Origin of the sequence: Citrobacter sp. Cb023, from assembly GCF_030336805.1 — a bacterium.
Classification (GTDB): domain Bacteria; phylum Pseudomonadota; class Gammaproteobacteria; order Enterobacterales; family Enterobacteriaceae; genus Citrobacter; species Citrobacter braakii.
In genome coordinates, this window is the sequence record NZ_JAOWCV010000027.1 from 80,548 (window position 1) to 106,961 (window position 26,414).

General features: G+C 51.4%; 27 protein-coding genes. 10 read left to right on the plus strand and 17 right to left on the minus strand.

Going from position 1 to position 26,414, the window contains the following annotated elements; all coding sequences use genetic code 11:
* Position 1: 1 nt before the first annotated feature.
* Positions 2-250 (minus strand): putative hemolysin, encoded by a 249-nt coding sequence (locus tag OGW44_RS04610; protein ID WP_016152798.1) that lies wholly within the window; start codon positions 248-250, stop codon positions 2-4.
* A gap of 186 nt (positions 251-436) precedes the next feature.
* Between OGW44_RS04610 and OGW44_RS04615 the strand changes: the two genes are divergently transcribed.
* The 3 genes from OGW44_RS04615 to yoaJ are packed head-to-tail and all read left to right on the plus strand — an operon-like array spanning position 437 to position 1,685.
* A complete protein-coding gene (locus OGW44_RS04615; RefSeq protein WP_131381123.1) occupies positions 437-1,462 on the plus strand; it encodes a sensor domain-containing diguanylate cyclase in 1,026 nt (341 codons plus the stop codon).
* A gap of 47 nt (positions 1,463-1,509) precedes the next feature.
* Positions 1,510-1,608: a YoaK family small membrane protein gene (locus OGW44_RS04620; RefSeq protein WP_032941789.1), complete on the plus strand. Its 99-nt coding sequence runs from the start codon at positions 1,510-1,512 to the stop codon at positions 1,606-1,608.
* 2 nt (positions 1,609-1,610) lie between these two features.
* On the plus strand, positions 1,611-1,685 hold the full coding sequence (gene yoaJ / locus OGW44_RS04625; RefSeq protein ID WP_101700011.1) for a protein YoaJ: 75 nt from the start codon (positions 1,611-1,613) through the stop codon (positions 1,683-1,685).
* 49 nt (positions 1,686-1,734) lie between these two features.
* Here yoaJ and OGW44_RS04630 read toward each other — a convergent pair whose 3' ends face one another.
* On the minus strand, positions 1,735-1,983 hold the full coding sequence (locus tag OGW44_RS04630) for a GlsB/YeaQ/YmgE family stress response membrane protein (protein ID WP_016152796.1): 249 nt from the start codon (positions 1,981-1,983) through the stop codon (positions 1,735-1,737).
* Between the two features lie 359 nt (positions 1,984-2,342).
* Between OGW44_RS04630 and fdhF the strand changes: the two genes are divergently transcribed.
* Positions 2,343-4,490 (plus strand): formate dehydrogenase subunit alpha, encoded by a 2,148-nt coding sequence (fdhF, locus tag OGW44_RS04635; protein ID WP_185654386.1) that lies wholly within the window; start codon positions 2,343-2,345, stop codon positions 4,488-4,490.
* A gap of 49 nt (positions 4,491-4,539) precedes the next feature.
* On the opposite strand, the gene OGW44_RS04640 is transcribed toward fdhF, so the two are convergent.
* The 10 genes from OGW44_RS04640 to OGW44_RS04685 all read right to left on the minus strand — a co-directional run bounded on the left by OGW44_RS04640 (position 4,540) and on the right by OGW44_RS04685 (position 12,364).
* Positions 4,540-5,187 (minus strand): hypothetical protein, encoded by a 648-nt coding sequence (locus OGW44_RS04640; RefSeq protein WP_016156293.1) that lies wholly within the window; start codon positions 5,185-5,187, stop codon positions 4,540-4,542.
* A gap of 215 nt (positions 5,188-5,402) precedes the next feature.
* A complete protein-coding gene (locus OGW44_RS04645) occupies positions 5,403-5,585 on the minus strand; it encodes a DUF1869 domain-containing protein (protein WP_003832433.1) in 183 nt (60 codons plus the stop codon).
* A gap of 3 nt (positions 5,586-5,588) precedes the next feature.
* Entirely contained in the window at positions 5,589-5,951 is a 363-nt protein-coding gene (gene yeaR, locus OGW44_RS04650) for a DUF1971 domain-containing protein YeaR (protein ID WP_005120376.1), read from the minus strand.
* 173 nt (positions 5,952-6,124) lie between these two features.
* Complete coding sequence (gene leuE, locus OGW44_RS04655; RefSeq protein WP_016152793.1) at positions 6,125-6,763, minus strand: leucine efflux protein LeuE; 639 nt, start codon at positions 6,761-6,763, stop codon at positions 6,125-6,127.
* A 140-nt stretch (positions 6,764-6,903) separates the two neighbouring features.
* Positions 6,904-7,554 carry a metal-binding protein ZinT gene (gene zinT / locus OGW44_RS04660; protein WP_137352132.1) on the minus strand — a complete coding sequence of 217 codons (651 nt, stop codon included), beginning with the start codon at positions 7,552-7,554 and terminating at the stop codon, positions 6,904-6,906.
* 85 nt (positions 7,555-7,639) lie between these two features.
* Complete coding sequence (locus OGW44_RS04665; protein WP_181545996.1) at positions 7,640-8,230, minus strand: ATP-binding cassette domain-containing protein; 591 nt, start codon at positions 8,228-8,230, stop codon at positions 7,640-7,642.
* Positions 8,214-9,008 carry an ATP-binding cassette domain-containing protein gene (locus OGW44_RS04670; RefSeq protein ID WP_016152790.1) on the minus strand — a complete coding sequence of 265 codons (795 nt, stop codon included), beginning with the start codon at positions 9,006-9,008 and terminating at the stop codon, positions 8,214-8,216. Before OGW44_RS04670 ends, OGW44_RS04665 begins: the two co-directional genes overlap by 17 nt.
* Positions 9,002-9,814: an ABC transporter permease gene (locus OGW44_RS04675; protein WP_046275919.1), complete on the minus strand. Its 813-nt coding sequence runs from the start codon at positions 9,812-9,814 to the stop codon at positions 9,002-9,004. The genes OGW44_RS04670 and OGW44_RS04675 overlap by 7 nt, the downstream gene beginning before the upstream one ends.
* Positions 9,804-10,778, minus strand: coding sequence for an ABC transporter permease (locus OGW44_RS04680; RefSeq protein WP_185654385.1), 975 nt, complete (start codon positions 10,776-10,778; stop codon positions 9,804-9,806). Before OGW44_RS04680 ends, OGW44_RS04675 begins: the two co-directional genes overlap by 11 nt.
* Positions 10,778-12,364 (minus strand): ABC transporter substrate-binding protein, encoded by a 1,587-nt coding sequence (locus OGW44_RS04685; RefSeq protein WP_185654384.1) that lies wholly within the window; start codon positions 12,362-12,364, stop codon positions 10,778-10,780. Before OGW44_RS04685 ends, OGW44_RS04680 begins: the two co-directional genes overlap by 1 nt.
* Before the next feature lie 432 nt (positions 12,365-12,796).
* Between OGW44_RS04685 and OGW44_RS04690 the strand changes: the two genes are divergently transcribed.
* The gene (locus OGW44_RS04690) at positions 12,797-14,884 is read left to right on the plus strand and encodes a TonB-dependent receptor (protein ID WP_137381113.1); all 2,088 of its coding nucleotides are present in this window, start codon (positions 12,797-12,799) and stop codon (positions 14,882-14,884) included.
* Positions 14,885-15,168: 284 nt separating this feature from the next.
* Here OGW44_RS04690 and htpX read toward each other — a convergent pair whose 3' ends face one another.
* The 4 genes from htpX to msrC all read right to left on the minus strand — a co-directional run bounded on the left by htpX (position 15,169) and on the right by msrC (position 19,591).
* Complete coding sequence (gene htpX / locus OGW44_RS04695; RefSeq protein ID WP_003034964.1) at positions 15,169-16,050, minus strand: protease HtpX; 882 nt, start codon at positions 16,048-16,050, stop codon at positions 15,169-15,171.
* A 192-nt stretch (positions 16,051-16,242) separates the two neighbouring features.
* On the minus strand, positions 16,243-18,291 hold the full coding sequence (prc, locus tag OGW44_RS04700) for a carboxy terminal-processing peptidase (RefSeq protein WP_029139508.1): 2,049 nt from the start codon (positions 18,289-18,291) through the stop codon (positions 16,243-16,245).
* 19 nt (positions 18,292-18,310) lie between these two features.
* Positions 18,311-18,997 carry an RNA chaperone ProQ gene (gene proQ / locus OGW44_RS04705; RefSeq protein ID WP_003833781.1) on the minus strand — a complete coding sequence of 229 codons (687 nt, stop codon included), beginning with the start codon at positions 18,995-18,997 and terminating at the stop codon, positions 18,311-18,313.
* Positions 18,998-19,093: 96 nt separating this feature from the next.
* Positions 19,094-19,591 carry a free L-methionine (R)-S-oxide reductase MsrC gene (gene msrC / locus OGW44_RS04710; RefSeq protein WP_016152783.1) on the minus strand — a complete coding sequence of 166 codons (498 nt, stop codon included), beginning with the start codon at positions 19,589-19,591 and terminating at the stop codon, positions 19,094-19,096.
* Positions 19,592-19,719: 128 nt separating this feature from the next.
* On the opposite strand from msrC, the gene yebS reads away from it, so the two are divergent.
* The 5 genes from yebS (at position 19,720) to OGW44_RS04735 (ending at position 25,741) form a co-directional block, all read left to right on the plus strand.
* Positions 19,720-21,003 carry a membrane integrity lipid transport subunit YebS gene (yebS, locus tag OGW44_RS04715; RefSeq protein ID WP_016152782.1) on the plus strand — a complete coding sequence of 428 codons (1,284 nt, stop codon included), beginning with the start codon at positions 19,720-19,722 and terminating at the stop codon, positions 21,001-21,003.
* Positions 20,972-23,605, plus strand: a complete 2,634-nt coding sequence (locus tag OGW44_RS04720) for a PqiB family protein (RefSeq protein WP_080858676.1) — start codon at positions 20,972-20,974, stop codon at positions 23,603-23,605. Before yebS ends, OGW44_RS04720 begins: the two co-directional genes overlap by 32 nt.
* An 83-nt stretch (positions 23,606-23,688) precedes the next feature.
* Entirely contained in the window at positions 23,689-25,110 is a 1,422-nt protein-coding gene (gene rsmF / locus OGW44_RS04725; protein WP_256374434.1) for a 16S rRNA (cytosine(1407)-C(5))-methyltransferase RsmF, read from the plus strand.
* A gap of 100 nt (positions 25,111-25,210) precedes the next feature.
* On the plus strand, positions 25,211-25,447 hold the full coding sequence (locus tag OGW44_RS04730; RefSeq protein ID WP_029139506.1) for a YebV family protein: 237 nt from the start codon (positions 25,211-25,213) through the stop codon (positions 25,445-25,447).
* A gap of 102 nt (positions 25,448-25,549) precedes the next feature.
* The gene (locus tag OGW44_RS04735) at positions 25,550-25,741 is read left to right on the plus strand and encodes a YdfD/YebW family protein (protein ID WP_016152779.1); all 192 of its coding nucleotides are present in this window, start codon (positions 25,550-25,552) and stop codon (positions 25,739-25,741) included.
* Here OGW44_RS04735 and pphA read toward each other — a convergent pair whose 3' ends face one another.
* Positions 25,742-26,383, minus strand: a complete 642-nt coding sequence (gene pphA, locus OGW44_RS04740; RefSeq protein WP_047358581.1) for a protein-serine/threonine phosphatase — start codon at positions 26,381-26,383, stop codon at positions 25,742-25,744. It lies immediately after the preceding gene.
* Between the last annotated feature and the right edge of the window lie 31 nt (positions 26,384-26,414).

Sequence of the window (26,414 nt, forward strand, 5' to 3'; positions counted from 1 at the left end):
TTCATTTGCCCGTTGTCGGATGATCTCTGCGCCAGAGCGCCCATTCATCAATCACTTCCCCGCCCGGTAATTTGCAGTCCGACCTTACGCCTTGCGGGGTCTGCACCGCAATTAGCGAACCGCCCTTTTGTTCGCAATACACCGATGCCGGATTCGCCAGACCAATCTTCGGCGGTTTGGGGGCTTCGGGCTGAGTGGTACATCCCGCTAGCACCAACAAGCCAGGCAAAATAATAGACGCCAGTTTCATATCGACTCCTGTTAAAAACCTTATCCCGGCAGGTTACCCCGACTTTCCATCTATCTCCATGTTTTACTGTCAGCTTTCAATTTAATGTTTAAGTTTTGAGCGGGATGGCGTGTTTCATCTTTCATCTTGATGTTCTATCATGCGGGCCACGTCAGCCCAGTCATTACTCAGGAGCATTTACACCTCATGTCGGACATGATCCTTGCCAGAGTCTCACAATCCTTAGCCACGGAGCAGTCAGTTGAGAGCCTGGTTCGGCAACTTCTGGAGATGCTGGAAGTGGTGACTGAGATGGAATCCACCTATTTAACCAAGGTCGATTTAGATGCCCGCCTGCAGCATATTTTGTATGCGCGCAATAGCAAGCAGATGCAGATCCCTGAAGGGCTGTCCGTACCCTGGGATGAGACGCTATGCAAACGCGCCATAGACGAAAACTGTCTGTACAGCGACAACGTCCCCGCTCGCTGGCCGGAGTGTACCGCCGCCCGCGCGCTGGAGATAACCACTTTCCTGAGCACGCCGGTTCATCTTCCCGACGGAACGTTTTACGGTACGCTCTGCGCCACCAGTCGCCACCAGCACGCATTAAGCCAACGTGGCGAACAGGTGTTACATCTGTTTGCAGGCCTGATCGCCCAGTCAATTCAAAAAGAGTCGCTGGTTGCTCAGCTACGCGAAGCGAATGCCGCGCTGATTGCGCACTCTTACACCGATGCCCTGACCGGATTACCGAATCGGCGCGCCATTTTTGAAAATGTTGAGACTCTTTTTTCCCTTGCCCGACATCTCAGGCAGAAGATTATTTTTGCCTATATTGATTTGGATGATTTCAAATTGATCAATGACCGCTTTGGCCACGAGGTTGGCGACCAGTTTCTGATCCAGATTGGTCAGCGTCTGCTTCGCGAATGCGGTGACAATGATATCCTTGGGCGACTGGGTGGTGACGAATTTTTAGTCGTGAGCCTGTCACCGGAAGATGACAGGGATCCGCGGGACCGCCTGCAGCAGGTGAAAAATCAGCTACAACAGCAAATTTGCGGTGACTACCACCTGGGTGACATTCATCTATTTTATCCTGGCGCCAGTCTGGGCGTGGTGGAAATTAATCCGTTGGAGACTGATGTAAACTGCGCGCTTCACCTCGCAGACAGCGCAATGTACAAGGATAAAAAGCGTCAGGATAAAACCACTTTTGTCGTACATTAAGCCCTGCTATGCTAACCCGTCTTTAAATAACTCTGGCAGATAATCGTATGCGACTCGGTATTATTTTCCCCGTCATCATTTTCATTTCCGCTGTCGTTTTCTTATCCTGGTTTTTTATTGGCGGCTACGCTGCGCCGGGAGCATAACGATGAAAAAAACAACGCTTATTATGATTGGCGTGGCTATCATCGTCGTTCTGGGAACAGAATTCGGCTGGTGGTGACCTAAGAAAAAGGCCACATATTAGTGGCCTCTATTATCTGTATGTTTACTTAGCTTTTGATTTTTCTGTAGATAAACAACACCACAATCGCACCGATCACCGCCACGGCGAAACTGCCGAAGTTGAAACCATCGACTTTACCAAAACCAAAGAAGGTGCTGATCCAGCCACCCACTACCGCACCGACAACCCCTAAGATAATGGTCATAAAGAATCCGCCGCCATCTTTACCCGGCATAATCCATTTTGCCAAAATCCCAGCAATAAGACCGAAAACCACCCATGAAATAATGCCCATAATTTCCCTCACTTATGTTTTTAAATTAACGATTCACTCGTCGTATAAAAGCATAGCATAGCGCTGAAAAATTAAAATTTGTGATCGCTATCACTTCTGTTTTTCATCTTTTTCCGATGTTTCATAAGGTTACACCGCTGACTGGCAGACTAATTTTGTCGCGCCTCGTCATTAATGTCGAATCGTCAGTCATTCTGCTTAACGCTTTGGCCGTCAGCCCCTGCTATTGCTGGGTTTTCACTTCTGGCACACTTTATGCTTAAACAGCCCGTCACTACGACACATCGTAGTCCGCGATGCGTATCGCGTGACTGCGTCTACAATTCGCGCTATTTCAGCATTTAACAGGTCTGTTATTGATGAAAAAAATCACCAGTGTATGCCCATACTGTGGGGCCGGGTGCAAGCTCAAGCTTGTTGTTGAGAATAACAAAATCATCCGCGCTGAGGCCGCAGAGGGTGTAACGAACCAAAATCAGTTATGCCTGAAAGGCTATTATGGTTGGGACTTTCTTAACGACACTCGCCTTCTGACTCCCCGTCTGACCCGCCCGATGATCCGTTATGAAAAAGGTGGAAAATTCACTCCCGTTAGCTGGGATGAAGCCATTCGCTACACCGCAAAACGCTTAACTGAAATCAAAAATACCTATGGCCCTCGTGCCATCATGACCACCGGATCTTCCCGTGGAACAGGGAATGAGACCAACTACGTGATGCAAAAATTCGCACGTGGCGTGCTCCATACCAACAATGTCGATTGCTGTGCCCGCGTCTGTCACGGCCCTTCCGTGGCCGGGTTACAGGAAACGTTAGGCAATGGCGCCATGAGCAATTCCATCAGCGACATTGAAAACTCAAAATGCCTGCTGATCTTTGGTTATAACTGTGCCGATTCACACCCAATTGTGGCCCGCCGGGTAATTAAAGCTCGCCAGAACGGCGCAAAAATCATTGTCTGCGACCCACGCCGGATTGAAACTGCCCGTATCGCTGACCAACATTTGCAGTTGAAAAACGGTTGCAATATGGCGCTGGTCAACGCGTTTGGCCATGTTCTCATCGAGGAGCAACTCTACGATCGCGAGTATGTACAAAAGCATGCGGAAGGACTGGAAACATACTGGGAAACCGTTAAGGAGTATGCGCCTGAAGACGTTGAACATTTAACCGGTGTTCCCGCACAGCAGGTTCGTCAGGCGATGCGTACATTTGCTGCGGCGCCATCGGCCACCGTGATGTGGGGGATGGGCGTCACCCAGTTTGGTCAGGCCGTTGACGTGGTTCGTGGTTTGTCGAGCCTGGCCTTGCTAACCGGAAATCTGGGACGCCCTAACGTCGGTGTTGGCCCGGTGCGCGGGCAAAATAACGTGCAGGGCGCGTGCGATATGGGGGTGCTGCCTAACCAGTTTCCAGGGTATCAGGACGTAACCGATTTCGCCGTCAGGGAGAAATTTGCCGCCGCATGGGGTATTGACGTTAATCAGATGGATGACAAGGTTGGAACCCGCATCACCGAAGTTCCGCATCTGGCTATCGAAGGCAAAATCAAAGCCTACTACATCATGGGAGAAGATCCGCTGCAAACCGAGGCCGATTTGGGTCTGGTCCGCGAAGGATTTAACGCGCTCGATTTTATCGTCGTGCAGGATATCTTCATGACCAAGACGGCGGAAATGGCCGATGTCCTCCTGCCTGCCACCTCATGGGGTGAACACGGTGGCGTCTTTACCTGCGCCGATCGCGGTTTCCAGCGTTTTGAGAAAGCGATTGAACCCACTGGTGATGTAAAGCGTGACTGGGAGATTATCAGCCTGCTGGCCAGCGAAATGGGCTATCCAATGCAGTATCAAAATAACCAGCAAATCTGGGATGAGATGCGCGAGCTGTGTCCACTGTTCTACGGCGTGACCTATGAGAAAATGGGTGAGATGGGTCATGTTCAGTGGCCATGTCCGGATCTCGATAGTCCTGGTACACCCTACCTTTACGCGCGCAGCCAGTTTGATACCGCCAATGGCAAAGGCAAACTGTTTGCCGCACCGTGGCGAGCGCCAGCAGAAGTTCCTGATGAACAATATCCGCTGGTGCTGTGTACCGTGCGTGAGGTTGGGCACTACTCCTGCCGTTCGATGACCGGCAACTGCGCAGCGTTGCAAGCGCTGGCAGACGAGCCTGGGTATGTGCAAATCAATACCCATGATGCTGAAAAATTGGGTATTCGTCATCGCGATCTGGTATGGGTCAGCTCGCGCCGCGGTAAGGTTATCAGCCGCGCGGATGTCTCCGAGCGCATCAATGTCGGAACGGTCTATATGACTTATCAATGGTGGATTGGCGCGTGTAACGAGTTAACCCAGGACAATCTCGATCCTATTTCGAAAACGCCGGAAACCAAATATTGCGCCGTAAATATTGAACACATTACCGATCAGGGGTGGGCAGAAAAATATGCCGCACAAACGTATAGCGATATGAAGTCACGTCTGTGTGAGGCTATTGCGTAAATCACCGCCATCATCGCCTGAGTCTGGCTTTCCAGACTCAGGCCTTATCTCATGACTTCGCCAGCTGTGGTTCACTGAAGCGGATGGATGCAGCTTCCTCCTGCTTATCCCGCCGCATAAAGCCGAGGTTCATCAGAAACAATCCCGCCATAAACGGTAGTTCGTACAGTTCTTCAATCAGATCGCCATACTGAGCATTGTGCAGAAAGATGGGAGCCAGCAGACGATGATGCTCTACCGTATCGGAGATCAAAAATGCACAGGTGGTGATCGCTAACAGCCACAGAGGTAGCGGTTCATTGCGAAAGCGACGGGCAATATCCTGGCGTAAGCGCTTCGAAATCAGCACTGGCAGAATAATCATGGCAATCAATACCACTGAGATAGCCCGGAACAGTAGTTTAGGATGCTCAGGAAAATAATCGCGGCCCCAACTTGTGCTTCGGCCCAGTAATACCAGCCACCACGCTGCCGCCCAAAGCCAAAATTGCTTCTCGCCTTCGGGACGTGATAAGGGCCTGATGTAGCTGAGTGTAAATATGGCACCAAACAGCAGCCATAGCGCCTGGCCATTTTCAATCCAGCTGACGACAGTACCGTTGAGTAGCGGGAGATGCCAGTTCGCGGCGAACGGGATCGCCACGATGGCTAATCCGAGAATGATTGTGGGTAATGTAAGTCGGGTATTGAGTTTCATAAGCGCGATGTTCTGTTTTATATCTGGTTCGCGATCATAACCCCTGTGAATGATCAACTATTAGCAATCAATGCGAATCTCTTACGGTATTCTTAAGGAATCCTTTCAGGATATTTCCCTGTTTCGCCCAGAAAAAAAACGCACTGCGCCGTCAAAGCGCAGTGCAGTTTTTAGATTAAAAACTAATATACTCAATCAGTAGCAGTGAATAATGCCTACCACCCGCAGACTTCGTGCTCATTTTCGGTATCGTACGAACGCACGGTATTGACCAGATCTTTGACCACTTCAGCTGCCACATCCGGCACCAGTAATGTCATTGGCGCCTCTGTTTCATAATCAACAGAAACACCGTTGCTGTTATTGGTCACGGTTACGGTATAGGTTGCTTTACCCATGATTTACTCCTTGCCGGTGCGCACGACTTTTCGTTGATTTGCACTCTCCATCAGAACTTCCGGGGCGACGAAAAAATCGATATTAAAGTAAGTGTCGTCGGTCATCACTTCGATGTTATGCCATTTTTCCGGTGGAAAAACGCCAAACTGACCGGCTTCAATAATCATCACCTCTACTGGCTCCGGACTGTGTTCGTCTGCGTATCCGAGATATTTGACCGCCCCCTGCATAACCGAAAGTCGAGGATAAACCCCGGCTCGGGTCCCTTTATCAAGGTGGCGTTCGAAAATTCCGGCAGGCGCCGTTTCTTTGTTCCAGAATGGCGTAGAGCGTGTATGGATATGATTCTGTGGAATTTGAAGCATTTTTCTTCCCTTTTCCAGTCGACAACCAGCGAGTCATATTGAACCGCTGCTGTACACAGGGTACGCCTCAAAATATACATTTAAAATACCATTTATTGGTTACAACCCTACGATTATAAATGAAAAGCAGAGCTCAATATTAAAGGCCCGCCGCAATCAGCGGGCCGATGGCATCACGATTGAAGCGTGGCCAGACGGGCGGCAAAACCAACGAAAATCAGGCCGATAAGGGAATTCCCCACTTTCGCCAGTTTCTTCTTCGTACGGATATATTGCGTCACAAACGCGCCGGAGAAAATAAGGAAGCTCAAATAGAAAAAGCTCACTATCTCAAGCGTAATAGCCAGAATAAAGAATGACAGCCCTGAATGCGGCGCATTGACATCAATAAACTGCACGAAGAACGACACATAAAACAGAATAGCTTTGGGGTTGGTCAGGCTCAGGATTAATGCGCGCTTAAAAATAGCGCCAAACGGGACTTCCTCGGGCGCGGCGTCGCTTGCTTTCGATTTCAGTGTTGCATACAGGATCTTCGCGCCAAGATACAGTAAATAGAAAGCGCCAAGATAACGAACGATATTGAACAAAACAGGCGTTGTTTTAATCAATGCAGCAACACCGGCATAGGCCAAAAACATCAACACGGCATCACCAATAAACACACCGCTGGCGGCGAGATACCCCCCCTTTACTCCCCTACCGACGCTGTTCTTCAGCACAAATATCGTATTTGGCCCCGGTACCAGCACGATAAAAATAGCCCCCACCAGATACGTCCAGTAATTCAGAACTCCATACTCTGCGAACACGTTAACCTCTTCCTGAAAAAACACATGCACTTGCTGCGATACAATATGCTAACGAATGCGACAGGTGATGGAAAGAGCAGGTTATTAATTAAAAAAACCCGCCACTGGTGGCGGGTGTGTACAGATAAGGTTAGCCCGGATTAATGGTGCAGCATTTCATCCACTACTTCTTCGCCCTTCAGCTGATAAGGGTAGTAGGTAGGCCAGTTTTCCATCTCCTCAAACAAGGCAGCCTGCGAGGTATTTCCCATAAAGATATGGAAGTGGCTCGATTTACGCGGCGCGATAATATGATCGCTGAATTGCACGTATTTAGGCGCTTTGCTGTCAGCGGCTTTACACTCAAACAGATACCGTACACCTTTCTTGCCTGATTTATAGTGCAAGATTTTATACCCGGCATAATCGTATTTGCACGATGCGACCTGATTACCGGTGTGAAATTCCATCACGCCATCTTCGATGCCGATGGTGTCTACATTGGTTGCATAGCCTGTACGGTAATAAGCTTTAATTTGTTCTGCCGTTTTGCTTTTATCTTTCTCCGCTTTCTTTTTGAAAACCGGATCAAGTTCGCCACTGACCAGATACGGATAGACAGATTGCCACATGCCATCCCAGTCGGACAGCGCCCGGTTTTGCACCTGGTTATCATCAAATACCCCTTCCGACGCCTTTTGTTCTGCTTCACTCATCGGCGCACCATGGGAATGATGACCATGCGCCAAAACCTGCCCACAGACTAAAAGCATCCCCAGAGCGATTGTCAGTTTGTTAAAACGAATAGCCAAAATTTCACCCTCAAATCGTTTGTGAGTGAATTGTTATAATATAACGTAACAATTTAATCAATAGACATTACTGCACGTTATTGCCTCACGCTTCAATGAGTTTTCTGAAGCAGATCTGATCAAGCAGAGCCTGCTGATGGCTGATAATGAGCATACCTAATGGCCGACGCTGGCACTCTTCAAGCAGCAATACCCAGATATCTTTTTGAATGGAAGGATCGAGCTGGGCGGTAATTTCATCGGCAATAAGAAAACGTGTCCGCGGATCCAGCGCGCGAAGTAAAGCAATTCGCGCCAGTTCACCGCCAGAAAGCTGTCCGGGACGGCGGGTTAACCACTCAGGGTTGATGTGAAGACGGGTAAGCAGTTCAGCATCAGGTCGCCAGGCATCATAAACCGCATCGCCGGTGCTACGCCGCGGGTTAAAGGTTAATTCCGGATGCTGTGGCACCAGTTGCACCGGGCAATACTGGTGCATTGGCAGCGGTTGGTCATCAACCAGAATGTCACCCGAGGTCGGTTTTTGCCAGCCCGCCAGTACGCGTCCCAGCGTTGTTTTGCCGGTTCCGCTGGGTGCACAAACCCCAATGCGTTCTCCGGGGCGCAGAGAGAAGTTCAGATTTTGCCATAGCACCTTTCCTCCCTGACAAATCGTCACCTCACGACAGCACAGCATCGCGCTCTCCAAAAAGTTGATTTCTTTCAGGCAGCGCCCGCCATTGGCGTTGCAGATGCTCGCTGATCTCTCCGCGTAACAACTGTTCCCGGCTGACGTTATCCGACACCCTTCCCTGGTGCAGCGCGACAATGCGGTCCGCGTGGCGAGCGGCCAGCGTGAGGTCGTGCGTTACCCATAAAACGCCAGCCCCTTGCTCACATTGCTCACGTAGCTGTTCAAGCAGTTGATTAGCCAGCGGTGCATCAAGCCAGGCGGTAATTTCATCAGCCAGAATATAGCGAGCCTGGCTCAGCGACGCGTGACAGGCCAGAACACGTTTCGCCATCCCCCCCGAAAGCTGGCGTGGGAAGGCATCTAATACGCGACTTTCCAGTTGGCTACGCTGGAGCAATCGTTCAATTTTTCCGGCATTCCAGGCCTGGCCGGAGAGCTGACTTGCCCTGCGCAGATGTTTTTCAATCGAGAGCAGCGGGTTAAGCGCCTGAACGCCTTGCGGGACATAGCTGAAAGTATTACCACGACATTTGCGAATATCATCACTGTCCAGCGTTTTCCCCTCCAGGGTGATGGAGCCGTTGAAGCGCAAATTGTCCGGTAAGAGATCAAGCAGACATTGCAGCAACAGGCTTTTACCTTCCCCACTTCCCCCGACTAACGCCACCATCTGACCAGGCGCTACGTCGAAAGAGATATCCTGCAACAGCGAAGACCAGTTTCTCGCGCCGTACCAGCGATAACGCGCCACGTCCAGCGAGACCTGTCTTAAACTCAACATGCGTCACCTCGTAACCATAAACGATGCACTGCCCTTGCGAGCTGATCGAATAACATAACCAGACTGAATAGCATCAGCCCGGGAAACAGCACTAACCACCAGTCGCCATGACTGATAAACCTCAGCGCATCAGCCAGCAACAGGCCCAGCGATGGTTCATGCGGCGCCAGCCCAAAACCGAGGAAGCTCAACGCCGCGCTGTGCAACACCGCGTGGGGAAACATCAGCAAGGTTCCCGTTAACCACTGGGGTAACAATGCCGGGAGATAGTGATGCCGCCAGCAGTAAAAATGTCCGTGTCCCAGACGCCAGGTTAACGTCAGATAGTCACTGTGGGCCACGCGCTGCGCTTCGGCACGCAGGATTAGCGCCAGACGCGGCCAGTGGGTCAACGCAACCGCCATAATCACCCCATTTTTTCCGCCGCCCAGCGTGAAACAGATCAATATGAGCAACAGCAGATGCGGCATTGACAGCATGGCATCGGTAATCAGACGCATTAGTACATCCAGACGCGGATGTATACGTGAAACCGCTGCCATCAGTAATGCGATGAAGCCGCTGCACAACGCCGCGCCAATACCAATTTGCAGACTGGTTAACGCGCCCTGAAAGCAACGAATCCACAGATCGCGACCGAGGTTATCGGTGCCAAACCAATACAGCGCATCAGGCGGTAAATGACGGGCAAGCAGATTAACGCTCAATGGGTTATCCAGCGTCGCTGCGCCATACACCGCAATGCCTAGCAGGCAGCTAAAAGAGAGCAGAAGACGAATCAGCGTCGGCGTCGGATTATAGAGCATCAGGTCGCTCCAGAGCACGGTTCAACACATAGACAAGCCAGGTAGACAACGAGTTGCCAATGAACACCAGTACGGTACTGAACAACACAATCCCCATCAGTAACGGCAGATCGCCGCGTAATCCGGCATCAATAGTGGCCTGTCCCAGTCCCGGATAAGCAAAAACTTTTTCCGCCAGCAATGCGCCGCCCAGCAGTTCTCCCAGCGAGGCGAACTGCAGGCACAGCGCGGGCGTGATAGCGTGGCGCAGAACCTGATGACGCAGCAGCGACCAGCCTTTATCTCCCTGAGAACGCGCAAAACGGACAAAATCGCTTTTCATCACGCTGGCGATACTTTCCCGTGTATGAAGTGTAATTTGGCCAAGTCCCAATAAACTTAGCGCGCAAACGGGCAGCACTAAATGGCGCAGACGCTCAGCCAGCGTGGCCATATCACCACTGTTGCCCGGCTCCCACGCGCAGCAGACCGGAAATACCGGCCAGCGCACGGCAAATAACGCCAGCAGCAGCATGCCAATCCAGAAGGTCGGCAACGACGAAAGCAGATAGCTGAGTCGACAGATTGCTTTATCCGGCCAGCGATTCAGATAACGACCCGCGACAAACCCCATTGCCGTTCCCAGTATGCCGGAGAGCAGCCACGCGCCGCCAAGCAAGGCAAACGAAGTTGCAAAGCGCTCCTTGATTACGCTGGCAACCGGTGCATTAAACAACATTGAGTAGCCGAGATCGCCCTGCAATACACGTATAAACCAGTGACTAAAACGCTCCCATAACGGCTGGTCTAATCCCCAGCGAGCAGCGATACGCGCATATTGTTCCGGCGGCACGTGCAGGAGATCGTTGCCAATATAGGCGCGAATCGGATCGACAGGAGAAAAGCTGAGCAGCATAAAAGTGCCAGCCGCAACCAGCACTAATAACACTATCAGCCGTAGAAAATGGCCTACAACAGACTTCATCAACGGCAGGTCCAGGTCCATTCATCCAGATTATTGAGCAGGGACCAGCTACCGTGGATCTCCGGCGCGCCTTTGCCTAAGTCAATACACGGATTTGCCAGATAAGTGTGCTGAATGTTCAGCAGCCATGCCCAGGCGGCATCGCCCTGCACCCCAGCCCCTTGCTTGCCATCCCACTCCACCTGTTGCCAGAAAGGCAACGCTTTTTGCCAGTCCGGAGCATCAATGGCCTGTTTAAGATGTTGTTCAACGACGGGATTGCTGTAATAGCCTGGATTGTAGTATTCCACGCCCGCGGCCTGATTGCTGTAGTGATGGAAAAGCTCCATCGGATCCAGGCTTCCCCAGCCAAACAGCGTCGGATTCGAATGCATATGCCGCTCAACGGTTTCCCAGCTTCCGGATTGCAGCGAGACCTGAATACCCACGGGCTCCAGCATCGCACGTACGGCCTCGGCTAAATCCCGGCGCGTACTGTCACCGCTGGCGTACCATAGAGTCAGGCGAGCCTCTTTACCGTCTTTCACACGTACGCCGTCTTTCCCCACCTTCCAGCCGGCTTCTTCCAGAATCGTCCGTGCTTTTTCGCTGTCGCCATCTTTGAACGCAACTGACTGTCCCTGCCATGGCAGGCCCTGAACCGCGCTATACGCCGGAATCGCATGACCTTCCATGACCTGATCGGCAAGTTGTTTACGATCGATGGCGTAGTTGATGGCGCGTCTGATGGCGATATCAGCCGTGATATCGTTGCCGACCGGATAACCATTGGCGTCTTTTTTACCCGCAGGGACCATCGGGAACACAATGCCACGGTTTTCCACGCTGTCGCGTACCCAAAGCTTCAAATTCTGCTGTTGAGGAGCGACCGCCATTGAAGGCGCAATACGCACGAGTCCCAGTTGACCACTGCGCGCTGCGGCATAAGCGTTATCTTCATCAAGGAAGACAAACACCAGCTTACTGAAATCATTTTTCTTACCGGCATACCAGGGGTTCGCCTCCACGATCAGCTGTTGCCCCGGCTGAAAACTCACCAACCGATAAGGGCCCGCGCCAATCGGATTTTTGGCGAATGTTTTTTCGTCATACCGTTTTTCCGGAACAATACCCAAAGAGCCCAGCACGTTCACAAAGGTGCTCTGCGGGCTGCGCAGCGTGATTTCTACCGTGCGGTTATCTTTCAGGCTGGCATGAGTAAAGTTACCCATGTCGATTTTGCCGCCGCTCTTTGCGGCTTTATTATAGGTGAACACCACATCTTCAGCGGTTAGCGGGGAACCATCGGAGAATTTAAGGTCGGGTTTTAACGTCAACGTCCAGGTTTTGCCGTCAGCGCTGGTTTCAACTTTTTCCGTCAGCAGGTTACCCCAGCTCATATCTGCGTTTTGTTTTAATAATGGTGCATGCAAAAGCAAATAGCTGCCATGACTCCAGCCCAGCATCGGGTCAAACCCTTCCGTTGGCTCAGGTCCAATTGCCAGCTTCAACGTCTGCCCCTCGCTCACATTTTGCGCGGCGAGAAGTGGTGAGGTTAATGCGAGAGTCAATGCGCACGTAAGCAGTGCCAGCTTGCCTTTAATCATTATGTTATCCAGATTTGCGTTATTTTTATGCCGCTCAACGATTCAATGCCGTTAAACGGTCTCCTGGGGAAGGGATTATGGCGGACTGAAATGACGAAAAAAATGATGCGGCGCAGAAAAGTATGACGATTCTCTGAAATTATCATACTTTTTTCTGATACTCCTAATTGAGTACCCTCTGAATCACCGAAAATAGATTAAATGTTAGCCATTCAATTAATGGCAAATTAATTACAAGCTAATGATTACAAATACTAATTATTGGTCATTTCCGCTATTTACTTAGCTATAATTAATGACAATTTATGTATATTTATTCAAGAATAACACCAGAAGTGATAAGTTATGTAAACATATAATGATAATTATTTTTATTATCATTCCCATCAATTATCTTACTTCCTTTGAATTTTTAACAAAGGAAGTTTGACTATGCGCTTAAAACCTGTTGCTTCTGTTGTTCTGTCCTGTTTAGGATTTTCCAGTCCCCTGGCCTTCGCTGAAGATGTTATGGTGGTAACCGCTTCCGGTTACGAAAAGAAAATCACCAACGCTGCCGCCAGCGTCTCCGTTATTTCACAGCAAGAGTTACAAACCAATAAATATAATGATTTAGGCGAAGCCCTGCGTTCTGTTGAAGGGGTGGATGTTGAAAGCAGCACCGGTAAAACCGGTGGCCTGGAGATCAGCATTCGTGGCATGCCCGCCAGTTATACCCTGATCCTGATTGACGGTATTCGTCAAAACGGCAGCAGCGATGTGACGCCAAACGGCTTCTCAGCTATGAATACCAGCTTTATGCCTCCACTGGCGGCAATCGATCATATTGAGGTGATCCGCGGCCCGATGTCGACGCTTTATGGCTCCGACGCAATCGGTGGCGTGGTGAATATCATCACCAAAAAAAGCACCGATAAATGGAGCACCTCCATCAATACCGGCGTTAACCTGCAAGAGAGTAATAAATGGGGTAACAGCACGGTCGCCAACTTCTGGTCAAGCGGCCCGTTAATCGCTGGCGTACTGGATATGCAGGTTCGGGGTAGCACCACCCAACGTCAGGGTTCCAGCGTTACCTCCCTGAGCGATACCTCCTCCACCCGCGTACCTTATCCTACCGAGTCAGAAAACTATAACATCGGCACGCGACTCGACTGGAAAACGAATGAAAGCAATACGCTATGGTTAGATCTCGACTCCGCCAGACAGCGCTATGATAACGATGACGGTCAGTTGGGTAACCTGACGGGGGGTTACGATAAAACGCTGCGCTATGAGCGTAACAAAGTCACCCTCGGCCACGATACCGCCTTAACGTTCGGCACCTGGAAATCCTCACTCGGCTGGAATGAAACTGAGAACAAAGGACGACAACTGGTCTCCTCCGCACTCACGCCAGAGAACGCAGGCCGGGCCGGTGACGCACGTGAACTGAAGAACACTAACGTCATTCTGGACTCAGTACTGCTGACGCCATTAGGTGATTCGCACCTCTTAACCCTCGGCGGGGAATATTGGGATGCGCGCATGAAAGACGGTGTGGTGCTGGCCAATACCGGCGAAACGTTCCATCAAAAAACGTGGGCAGCCTATGTAGAAGATGAATGGCATATTCTCGACTCGTTGGCCTTAACCGCAGGGACACGCTACGAGCATAACGATGTCTTTGGCGGTCATCTCAGCCCACGCGCGTATATGGTTTGGGACGTATCCGACGAATGGACGCTCAAAGGCGGCGTGACGACAGGTTATAAAGTGCCATCACTGAGCCAGTTACATAACGGGATCAGCGGCGTAACCGCGCAAGGAACCGTGAATACGGTCGGTAATCCGAACCTAAAACCTGAGGAAAGTATCAGCTACGAAACCGGGCTGTATTACGAGAACGACACCGGGCTGAACGCCAACATTACCGGCTTCTATACCGAATACAAAAATAAAATTGTCTCGTATTCTATCGATGATAATACCAACAGCTATACCAACAGCGGCAAGGCAAGGACCGATGGCGTTGAATTTGCCAGCACCTTCCCTCTGTGGTCGGATGTGCTGACTTTATCCCTCAACTACACCTACACCCAGAGCAAGCAAAAAGATGGTGACAATAAAGGCGCGCCGTTAAGCTACACGCCAAAACATATGGCTAACGCTCGCCTGAACTGGCAGGCAACGGAAGATATGAATGCCTGGCTGAGCGCACGTTATCGCGGTAAAGCTCCACGCTTTACCGAAAATTACAACAACCTCAGCGCAGTACAAAAGGCCGTCTATGACGATAAAGGCGCTGATTTAAAAGCCTGGACCGTTCTCGACATGGGAATGTCTTATAAGCTGACCAAAGATCTGACGCTGAATACGGCGGTCAATAACGTGCTGGATAAAGACTTTAGCGAGGTTAAACTTTACCAGGTGGGCCGTAATAGCACCTACGCAGGAGATTACTATCAGACTGCACAATCCACTACCGGATACGTAAACCCGGGCCGTAACTATTGGGTATCATTAAACTACCAGTTCTGATTTAGTTTTTTCCTACCAGACGGGCTGTCAATGATAGCCCGTCTACCACTGGGTTTCATCAAATGCCTGGCACTGTTCTTTTTGGCAGCCAGCGGGGCTCTAATGTTTTTACCAGAGATAAAGCGACAAGGAATATTTTCGTTCCCGGCAGAGAAAAATGACGGAATGAGAGGTAAAGCTGAACTGGGACAGAATAGTCTGGGCGAGGCTTTAATCGATAGCTTTAAATAGCCATTATGTTTTATGAGTCACGGAGCAACGAGTGCCCCGTGACAGTCATTAACTTACTTCAAATACTCTCCGCTGCGCAGCGCTTCAATACGTTTATCCAACGGCGGGTGAGTCATAAACAGCTCACTCAACGACTTGGATTTACCGTTGATGCAGAACGCCATCATGCTGGTCGCTTCCTGCGGCTCATAGCTGGTTTTCAGACGCTGCAGCGCGGCGATCATTTTCTCACGCCCCACCAGTTTTGCTGAACCGGCATCCGCATGGAATTCACGATGACGTGAGAACCACATGGTAATAATGCTCGCCAGAATACCAAACACCAGTTCCAGCACCGTCGCCACTGCGAAGTAGATCAATGGGTTGCCGTTACTGCCCTCACCCTCATCGCGGTTTCCGCCCATAAAGCCAGCGGCAATTTGCGCCAGAATACGTGAGATAAAGATAACGAAGGTGTTCACCACACCCTGAATGAGCGTCATGGTAACCATATCGCCATTAGCAATGTGGCTGATTTCATGCGCGATAACGGCTTCGGCTTCGTCCGGGCTCATGTTTTGCAACAGGCCTGTACTCACAGCCACCAGCGAAGCATCCCGGCGCGCACCGGTAGCAAACGCGTTAATATCTGGCGCATGGTAGATTGCAACCTGCGGCATAGCGATCCCAGCCTGGCGAGCCTGATTCGCTACCGTATTCATCAGCCAGCGTTCTCTTTCATTGCGAGGCTGTTCGATCACTTCCCCACCAACGGATTTTAACGCCATCCATTTGGACATCAGCAGCGAAATGAAGGAACCACCAAAACCAAACAGCAGTGCCATGATCAACAAGCCTTGAACGCTGCTTGACTGAATCCCTGTCAGGCTCAATACCAGCCCGAAAACGACCATCACAGCCAGGTTCGTCAGCAGGAAGAGCGCGATTCGCATCATAATTTTCTTTTAACCTCAATTTAACAAAACGCACTATGCGATTACCCATATCGTATGGGTCTTATGGCTATTTTCAAGCATCCATAGGTGCTAAGTCACCAGAAAGACACAACTTTACATTTTATCGTATCACACTGACGTCTTCATGCGTTTGTTAAAAAAACAGGCACAATTTCTTGTGCCTGTTGGAGGTTATTTACTGGTTGCGGGCTGTTCCGCTGGCTTTTCTTTTTCAAGATGCGCCAGGTCAAGCGCAATTTTTACCGTTTCATCCAGGTAGGGATCTGGTTCCTGGTAATCCTTCGGTAAATCGTCCAGTTTCTTCAGCGGCGGCTTACCTTCTCGCTTAAACCGATCGTTGATACGCGCCAGACGCATTGCGTCATCTTCGTTATTCTCTTTCTCACGCTGAGCGTAATTGAGAGAAGCGATGTTGCGTTTATCCTTCATTGCATTGAAACGCGCAATATCCTTCATGATGTACTGGAACTCAGGATCGTTGGCAATACGTGCATTGTGCTCTTTTAACAATTCAGGTCCGAACGGCGTCAGATTCTCTGATTTGGTGTAAGTCGCAGCATCAATGCTATCCCATGGCAGCGCGTTATCTTCAAACTTCTCACCGGTTTCCGTTTCTTCATTACCTGTCGGCATGATGATGTCCGGCGTAACGCCCTTACGCTGTGTACTGCCACCGTTTACACGGTAGAATTTCTGGATCGTATACTGAACAGAACCCAGCGCCGGCCATTCCGGACGCAGCATCTGATCATAAATACGGTTCAGAGAGCGATACTGCTGTACAGTGCCTTTCCCGAAAGTCGGTTCACCAACGATCAGCGCACGACCATAATCCTGCATTGCCGCAGCAAAAATCTCTGATGCCGAAGCACTGAAGCGATCGACTAACACTACCAGCGGGCCTTTGTAGTACACAACGCCGTCGGTATCGCTGTCTTCACGCACTTTACCGTTATTGTCACGAACCTGAACCACCGGGCCGGAAGGAATGAACAGACCGGAGAGCGAAACGGCTTCGGTCAGCGCGCCGCCACCGTTAGTGCGCAGATCGATAATGATGCTGCTGACGTTCTGTTTTTCCAGCTTCTGCAACTGAACTTTGACATCATCCGTCAGGCCAACATAGAAGCCAGGGATATCCAGTACGCCGACTTTTTCTTTGCCAACGGTTTTCACGGACATTTTCACGGCGCGGTCTTCGAGACGAATACGTTCACGCGTTAACGTGACGGTGCGCGTCTTGGTTCCTTTACCGGCAGGCAGGATTTCAAGGCGAACTTTGCTGCCTTTGGGTCCTTTGATCAGCGCAACAACGTCATCCAGACGCCAGCCAATCACGTCGACCATTCCCTTACCGGTCTGACCCACGCCGACAATACGGTCGCCAACGCTTATTGCTTTGCTCTTGGCTGCCGGGCCGCCCGCCACCATGGAGTTAATGACGGTGTAGTCATCATCCATTTGCAAAACCGCGCCAATACCTTCCAGAGACAGGCTCATTTCAGTATTGAACTGTTCGGTATTGCGTGGAGAGAGATAGTTAGTATGCGGGTCGATCTCACGGGCGAAAGCCGTCATCGCCAGAGAGAACACATCTTCGCTGTTGGTCTGCGCCAGACGGCGAATCGCAAACTTGTAGCGACGCGTCAGCGTTTCACGAATTTCCGCATCGGTTTTGCCGGTCAGCTTCAGGCTGAGTTCGTCAAATTTAACCTTGCCGTCCCACAGCGCGTTAAGCTCTGCTTCGCTCTTCGGCCATGGCGCTTTGCTCCGGTCGAGGTTAAAGGTGTCGGTACCGGTGAAATCCATTGGACGTGCCAGTACGCTTAAAGCGTACTGATAACGTTCAAATCGGCGTTTTTGCGCCAGATTATAGAGATCGTAAAAGACATCCAGCTTGCCGGTACGCAGTTCATCGCCGAGGACCGTTTTCTTTTTTGCATACTGTTCGATATCGCTCGCCAACAGCACGTTGTGGCTGTAGTCGAGCAGATTCAAATAGCGGTCAAAAATTTTTGCCGAAAACGCCTGATCCAGATCGAACTGGCGATAGTGCGAACGCGTAAAACGCGATGTCACACGTTCACTTACCGTCGCATGCTGGGTTTCTTCCTTTAAAACGGGGATTTGATCGGCACGCGTGATGTCTTCCACAGCAAGTGCCTGGCCTGCTAATGCAAGCAGACCAGCTAACGCAGTAAGCCTAAAAAAAGTGTTCATGCCAGGCCTGGCCTCCGTTTCAGAACACCAGGTGTTCTGCGCGTACAATCAAAGACATACCCGAATTCAGCTGTACACGGACGCCATCTTTGGTGATTTCTAATACGGTGGCATCCATCGCATTATTACCTGCTTTCACCTTCAGAGACTGCCCTACCGTCAGTACTGAAATATCAGATACCGGGGTATGCTGTTCTTCACGAGGAGCACGCGGTGCTTTTGCTGCTGGTTTCTCAGCGCGAGGTTTACGCTCAGCGCCTTCTTTACGACGCGGTGCAGGACGCGGCTTACGCTCGCGACGCGGTGCGTCTTCTTTTTCACCAGCAGCAGCGGCTGCTTCGCGTTTTTTCGCCTGTTGCTCTGCACGTTGCGCCTGAACGCGGGCTTTAGCTTCTTCCAGCTGTTTGCGAGCATGTTCAACGTGCTGCTCATCCAGCTCACCACAAGGGTTGCCGTCGAGATCAACACGCGTTGCGCCCAATTTAACGCCATACAGATAGCGCCAGCTTGAAGTATAGAGACGTAAGGCAGAGCGGAGCTGCGTCTTGCTGAGGTTCATTTCGCCCTCAACACGCTCTACCAGATCCTGAAAAATGCCAATTTTCAGTGGGCGTGCTTCGCCTTCCGCACTAAAACACTGCGGGAAGCGTTCGGCCAGAAACGCGATGACTTCTTTACTGCTATTCAACTTAGGTTGATTTTCCATGAAATTTCCTGATTACAACGGACGTAGCCAACAAGCGCAGGCATGAACAGGCGACATTATAATGACGTCATCAGTAATTGCTACGTTATCCGTTGATTATCCTGCGACGCGCGCAAAGAATTTTTTGTAATCCGTCGTTGCAAGCACGGTTTCAAGCTGTGCCACCAGCGTTCGCAGCCCCTGTTCATCCTCGTCAGTAAAGCGGCCAAACGCCGTGCTATCGATATCCAGCACGCCGATTATCTGATTTTCGACGGTGATTGGCAGGACGATTTCAGCGTTGCTGGCGGCATCACATGCGATGTGTCCGTCAAAAGCATGAACGTCCTCAATGCGCTGAACCTGGTTCTGCGCTACTGCGGTCCCACACACCCCACGTCCTACCGGGATCCGCACGCAGGCGATTTTTCCCTGGAAAGGTCCCAGCACCAGCGTATCGTTTTCGAGCAGATAAAAACCGGCCCAGTTTACTTCTGCAAGACGTTCGTACAACAACGCGCTGGTATTTGCCAGCGTTGCCAGAAAACTGGTTTCACCTGCCATTAATGCCTGAAAGTCACGGTTCAGATCCGTGTATAGCTCTGTTTTGTTCATTATGTAATCACTTAGTTGTCTTACTTAAAGCTGCAGCCTACTAAAATAAACATTAAATGCGTTAATGCTCAAGATCATTCCCGTCATGAGTTAAGATAACATTACTTCAACAATTTGATTCGCGATACATGGCCTTAACGACACCACGCATCACGCCGACTAAAAAAATAGCCATCAGGTCCATTGGTGATGCACTCCCTCGTGCGCATTACCATCGTTGCCCTGAATGTGACCTGATCTTTAGCTTGCCTAAAATGCGTTCGCACCAAAGTGCATTTTGCCCACGCTGTCAGGCAAAAATTCGTGACGGACGCGACTGGTCATTAACACGACTGGCGGCTATGGCTTTCACCATGCTGCTGCTGATGCCCTTTGCCTGGGGAGAACCGCTCCTGCACATCTATTTATTAGGTGTGCGCATTGACGCCAATGTGCTGCAAGGCATCTGGCAAATGACCCGACAAGGCGACCCACTCACCGCATCCTTCGTACTCTTTTGCGTTGCCGGTGCGCCCATCATTCTCGTGACCTCAATCGCTTATCTGTGGTTTGGCAATATTCTTGGGATGAACCTGCGCCCAGTGCTGCTGATGCTGGAAAGGCTCAAAGAGTGGGTGATGCTTGATATCTATCTGGTGGGCATTGGCGTCGCATCAATCAAAGTTCAGGACTATGCTTTTTTGCAACCCGGTGTAGGTCTGTTTGCTTTTATTGCGCTGGTGATCCTCAGTGTTTTGACGCTGTCGCACCTTAACGTTGAGCAGCTTTGGGACCGTTTCTACCCGCAAAGACCAGCCCGACGGCCCGATGAAAAACTCCGCGTCTGCCTCGGCTGCCACTTTACAGGTTATCCGGACGCCCGAGGTCGCTGCCCTCGCTGTCATATCCCGTTGCGCTGGCGCAGGAATCAAAGTATCCAAAAGTGTTGGGCTGCTCTGCTGGCCTCGATCGTCCTGCTTTTGCCTGCTAATCTGCTGCCCATCTCGGTAATTTATGTCAATGGCGGCCGCCAGGAAGACACGATCCTGTCAGGCATAATGTCCCTGGCGAACAGCAACGTTGGCGTAGCGGCGATTGTTTTTATCGCCAGTATTCTGGTTCCATTCACCAAAGTGATTGTGATGTTTACGTTGCTCATCAGCATCCATTTTAGATGTGAACAAGGATTGCGTACCCGCATCAAACTGCTGCGTATGGTGACCTGGATTGGTCGCTGGTCGATGCTGGATCTCTTTGTTATCGCTTTAACCATGTCGCTGATTAATCGCGATCAGATACTTGCTTTTACTATGGGGCCAGCTGCGTTTTATTTCGGCGCAGCGGTAATATTGACTATTCTTGCTGTGGAATGGCTGGACAGCCGCTTACTTTGGGATGCACATGAGTCAGGAAACGCCCGCTTCGCAGACTGAAGCGCAGATTAAAACTAAACGCCGTATCTCTCCGTTCTGGCTGCTGCCTTTCATCGCGCTGATGATTGCAGGATGGCTTATCTGGGGAAGCTATGAAGATCGCGGCAATACCGTAACCATTGACTTTATGTCTGCTGACGGCATTGTGCCGGGCCGTACTCCCGTTCGCTATCAGGGCGTTGAAGTGGGCACCGTGCATGATATCAACCTCAGCGAAGATCTACGCAAAATTGAAGTACGCGTCAGCATCAAATCGACCATGAAAGATGCTCTGCGCAAAGATACCCAGTTCTGGTTGGTCACGCCGAAAGCGTCGCTGGCGGGGGTTTCTGGCCTGGATGCGTTGGTTGGCGGCAACTATATCGGCATGATGCCCGGAACCGGCGAGCCGGAAGATCATTTCGTCGCCCTCGATACGCAGCCCAAATATCGTCTGGATAATGGCGATTTGATGCTGCACCTGCGCGCCCCTGACCTCGGGTCGCTCAATAGCGGTTCGCTGGTTTATTTCCGCAAGATTCCGGTGGGCCGGGTGTATGACTACACCATCAACCCAAATCATCAGGGCGTAACCATCGACGTGCTGATCGAACGTCGCTTTACCAACCTGGTGAAAAAAGGCAGCCGTTTCTGGAACGTGTCCGGTGTGAATGCGGATGTCAGCCTCAGCGGAGCGAAGATCAAGCTGGAGAGTCTGGCGGCGCTGGTCAATGGCGCCATTGCTTTTGATTCGCCCGAAGACTCTAAACCCGCGGTGGCCGATGACACGTTTGGTTTGTATCAGGATCTCGCGCACAGCCAGCGGGGAGTGATCGTCAAGCTTGATTTACCCAGCGGCGATGGACTCAAGGCCGGCTCAACGTCGCTGATGTATCAAGGATTAGAAGTCGGGCAACTGACCAAACTGGATTTAAATCCGGGCGGTAAAGTGACCGGCGAAATGACGGTCGATCCCAGCGTCGTAACGCTGCTGCGCGACAATACGCGGATTGAATTACACAGCCCTAAATTATCGTTAAACGATGCCAATATCAGTTCGCTACTGACTGGCAAAACTTTCGAGCTGGTACCTGGCGAGGGCGAGCCGCGTAACCAGTTTGCGGTTATTCCTGCTGAGAAGTCGTTGTTACACGATCCGGGCGTCATGACGCTTACGCTGACCGCGCCGGAGAGTTACGGTATTGATGCCGGTCAGCCGCTGATTCTTCACGGCGTACAGGTCGGTCAGGTGATTGATCGCACGCTCTCTGGCAAAGGTGTCTCATTTACCGTTGCCATCGAACCACAGCATCGCGCCCTGGTGCAAGGTGACAGTAAGTTTGTGGTCAACAGCCGCGTTGACGTCAAGGTCGGGCTTGATGGCGTGGAATTCCTTGGCGCCAGCGCCAGCGAATGGCTCAGCGGCGGCATTCGTATTTTGCCCGGTACCAAGGGTGAAATGAAAAAAAGCTACCCGTTGTATGCCAACCTGGAAAAAGCGATTGAAAACAGCCTGAGCGATCTGCCAACTACCACGCTCAGCCTGAGCGCCGAAACGCTGCCTGATGTGCAGGCCGGTTCGGTGGTCTTATACCGCAAATTCGAGGTCGGTGAAGTGATTAGCGTTCGCCCACGCGCCGATGCGTTTGATATCGATCTGCATATCAAACCGGAATATCGCAACCTGCTGACCAGCAACAGCGTATTCTGGGCCGAAGGCGGGGCAAAGGTTCAGCTTAACGGTAGCGGATTGACCGTACAGGCATCTCCCCTGTCGCGAGCGCTCAAAGGGGCGATTAGCTTCGATAACCTAAGCGGCGCCAGCGCCAGCCAACGCAAAGGCGACAAGCGTATTCTGTATGCTTCCGAAACCGCTGCACGTGCAGTGGGCGGCCAGATAACCCTGCACGCGTTCGATGCCGGTAAACTCGCGGCCGGCATGCCAATTCGCTACCTGGGGATCGATATCGGCCAGATCCAGACGCTTGAGCTGATCACCGCCCGTAACGAAGTTCAGGCAAAAGCAGTTTTGTATCCGGAATACGTGCAGACTTTTGCCCGTAGCGGTACCCGCTTCTCCGTGATCACACCGCAAATCTCAGCGGCAGGCGTCGAGCATCTGGATACGATCTTACAGCCGTATATTAACGTTGAACCAGGACGCGGTAACCCGCGCCGTGATTTTGAACTGCAGGAAGCCACCATTACCGACTCTCGTTACCTCGATGGTCTGAGTATTGTGGTAGAAGCGCCGGAAGCAGGTTCGCTGAATATCGGTACGCCTGTCCTGTTCAGAGGCATTGAAGTGGGGACCGTCACCGGGCTGACGCTGGGCTCGCTTTCTGACCGCGTGATGGTGGCGATGCGCATTAGCCAGCGCTATCAGCATCTGGTGCGGAACAACTCAGTGTTCTGGCTGGCATCCGGATACAATCTCGACTTTGGTTTGACCGGCGGCGTCGTGAAGACCGGTACCTTCAATCAGTTCATTCGCGGCGGAATCGCCTTCGCTACGCCACCGGGTACGCCGCTGGCCCCGAAAGCGCAGGCAGGTAAACACTTCCTGCTGCTCGAAAGCGAACCAAAAGAGTGGCGTGAATGGGGAACCGCCCTGCCACGTTAATCTCTCCCCTTGCTCCGGCGTACATACTCGCGCCGGAGCACTTATGCTACACTGCGCACCTGTTTTTTTGCCGGTGGTACCAAGTGGCTTATTTTCCCGACGCCTTTCTAAACCAAATGCGTGAAGCAATGCCTTCCACGCTCTCATTTGATGATTTTCTCGCTGCCTGCCAGCGTCCGCTTCGTCGCAGCATCCGCGTCAATACGCTGAAAATCTCCGTTGCCGACTTCCTCACTCTGACAGCACCTTACAACTGGTCGCTCACTCCGATACCCTGGTGCGCTGAAGGTTTCTGGATCGAACGCGATGATGAAAAGTCAGTACCGCTCGGCAGTACCGCGGAACATTTAAGCGGCCTGTTTTATATTCAGGAAGCCAGCTCAATGCTGCCGGTCGCCGCGCTGTTTGCCGATGGCAATACCCCGGATCGCGTGATGGATGTCGCGGCAGCCCCCGGCTCCAAAACCACGCAAATTGCCGCAAAAATGAAAAATCAGGGCGCGATTCTGGCAAATGAGTTTTCCGCCAGTCGCGTCAAAGTCCTGCATGCCAATATCAGCCGATGCGGGATAGTCAATGTCGCGCTAACCCATTTTGACGGGCGGGTATTTGGCGCAGCGTTGCCAGAAGCCTTCGATGCCATTTTGCTGGACGCGCCGTGTTCCGGTGAAGGCGTGGTGCGTAAAGATCCCGATGCGCTAAAAAACTGGTCGCCAGAAAGTAATCTGGAAATTGCCGCAACCCAGCGCGAACTTCTCGACAGCGCCTTTCATGCCTTGCGTCCCGGCGGCACGTTGGTTTACTCGACCTGCACGCTGAACCGTGACGAAAATGAAGACATTATGCAGTGGTTGATTGAGGCCTACCCGGACGCCGTCGAGTTTTTACCACTGGGCGATTTATTCCCGCAGGCTGAACGCGCCCTGACCCCGGAAGGATTCCTGCATGTGTTCCCGCAGATCTACGATTGTGAAGGTTTTTTCGTCGCGCGTCTGCGCAAAACCGCCGCGATCCCTGCACTACCGACGCCAAAATACAAAGTCGGTAACTTCCCGTTCAGCCCGCTTAAAGGGCGTGAATCCGCGCTTGTCACTCAGGCCGCTAACGCCTGTGGATTGCAGTGGGAAGACACTCTGCGCCTGTGGCAGCGTGATAAAGAGATTTGGCTATTCCCAACCGAGATTGAACCCCTGATCGGCAAAGTCCGCTTTTCCCGACTCGGCATCAAACTCGCTGAAACGCACAATAAAGGGTACCGCTGGCAGCATGAAGCCATCATTGCTCTCGCCAGCACAAATCACAGCCATGCGTTCGAACTGACCCTTGCCGAAGCCGAAGAGTGGTACCGTGGACGGGATGTCTACCCGCAGACCGCACCGACCACCGACGATGTGCTGGTTACGTTCCAGCATCAGCCGATTGGCCTGGCGAAACGTATTGGATCGCGATTAAAGAATAGCTACCCGCGCGATCTTGTCCGGGATGGCAAACTCTTTACAGGATAACGCACGTTTTTACTGGCGCTTTTGCTAACGTTGACTACGCTGAAAAATGGACGGCCTAACTGGTCGTACCACAACCAGCAAATAAACGGAGAGCACGATGATGAAAACCAGTGTGCGCATTGGCGCTTTTGAAATCGACGACGCCGAGTTACATGGCGAATCGCCAGGGGACCGAACGTTAACCATTCCGTGTAAATCCGATCCGGATTTATGCATGCAACTTGATGCCTGGGATGCCGACACCAGCGTCCCGGCTCTTCTTAACGGAGAACATTCAGTTCTATTTCGCGAGCACTACGATCGTAAGTCAGATGCCTGGATCATGCGCCTTGCCTGATTCAAAAAGAACCCGTCGCCAGACGGGTTATTTCTTGGTTAATTTCCCTCATCTATCAACATCTTCTACACTACAGGTATGGCTTTACCATTTGAGGATGGAATGTTCACGCTGGTTCTTTTTGTGTGCTACCTGGGTGGCGGTTGTGAAGATATCGTTGTTGATGTCTACAAAACTGAGCAGCAGTGCCTGATATCGATGGACGATCAGCGTATTCGTAACGGCGGATGTTTACCCGCGGATGACTACATCGACAGCTTCTGGCGTCCGGCCCAGGAATACAGCGATTTTTGATTATTGCAGTTGCACCAGCGTCAACTCGCCACCAAACACCGCACCGGTATCAATATAGTGCAGATTCTCGTGATCCAGCCGCTGACGCAGAGGCGTATGGCCAAACCAAAAGTGATCCGCGCCGCGAATGCCGTTGCCTTTATTCATCAGCCTTGTGCGATCCCACAGTACCCGCTGTAAATCGACCTCTTTTTGCCACTGATAATTATCATCAGGGTAATCTGCGTGAGCAATAACGTGTATGCCGTTCTGGCAACGCAGCTCCAGAATCCAGGGTAATTGCCGACACGTTTCAAGAGCGGTTGTCGCCGCTGGCTGCTCCGCCTGCGCAAACCACGAACCGCCATTCATAAACCACAGGAATTGCTCCCCGGTTGCCAGCGCGTCCAGCCCCATCTGTTCATGATTCCCTCTGACCGCGATAATCCAGCGTTTACGCAGTAGTTTCAGGCAACGCAAACTGTCAGGTCCGCGGTCGATAACATCCCCCACTGAAACCAGCAGGTCCTGCCACGGATCAAAATGACACAGGCGCAATTTCGCCATCAATAATGAGAAGCAACCGTGGATATCCCCGACCACCCAAACATGTCGCCAGCGCGTCGCTTCCACTCTTTGATAAGCATTGTCAGGTAGTCCCATTTGACCTCCTGTACACAAATATTGCCCTGTT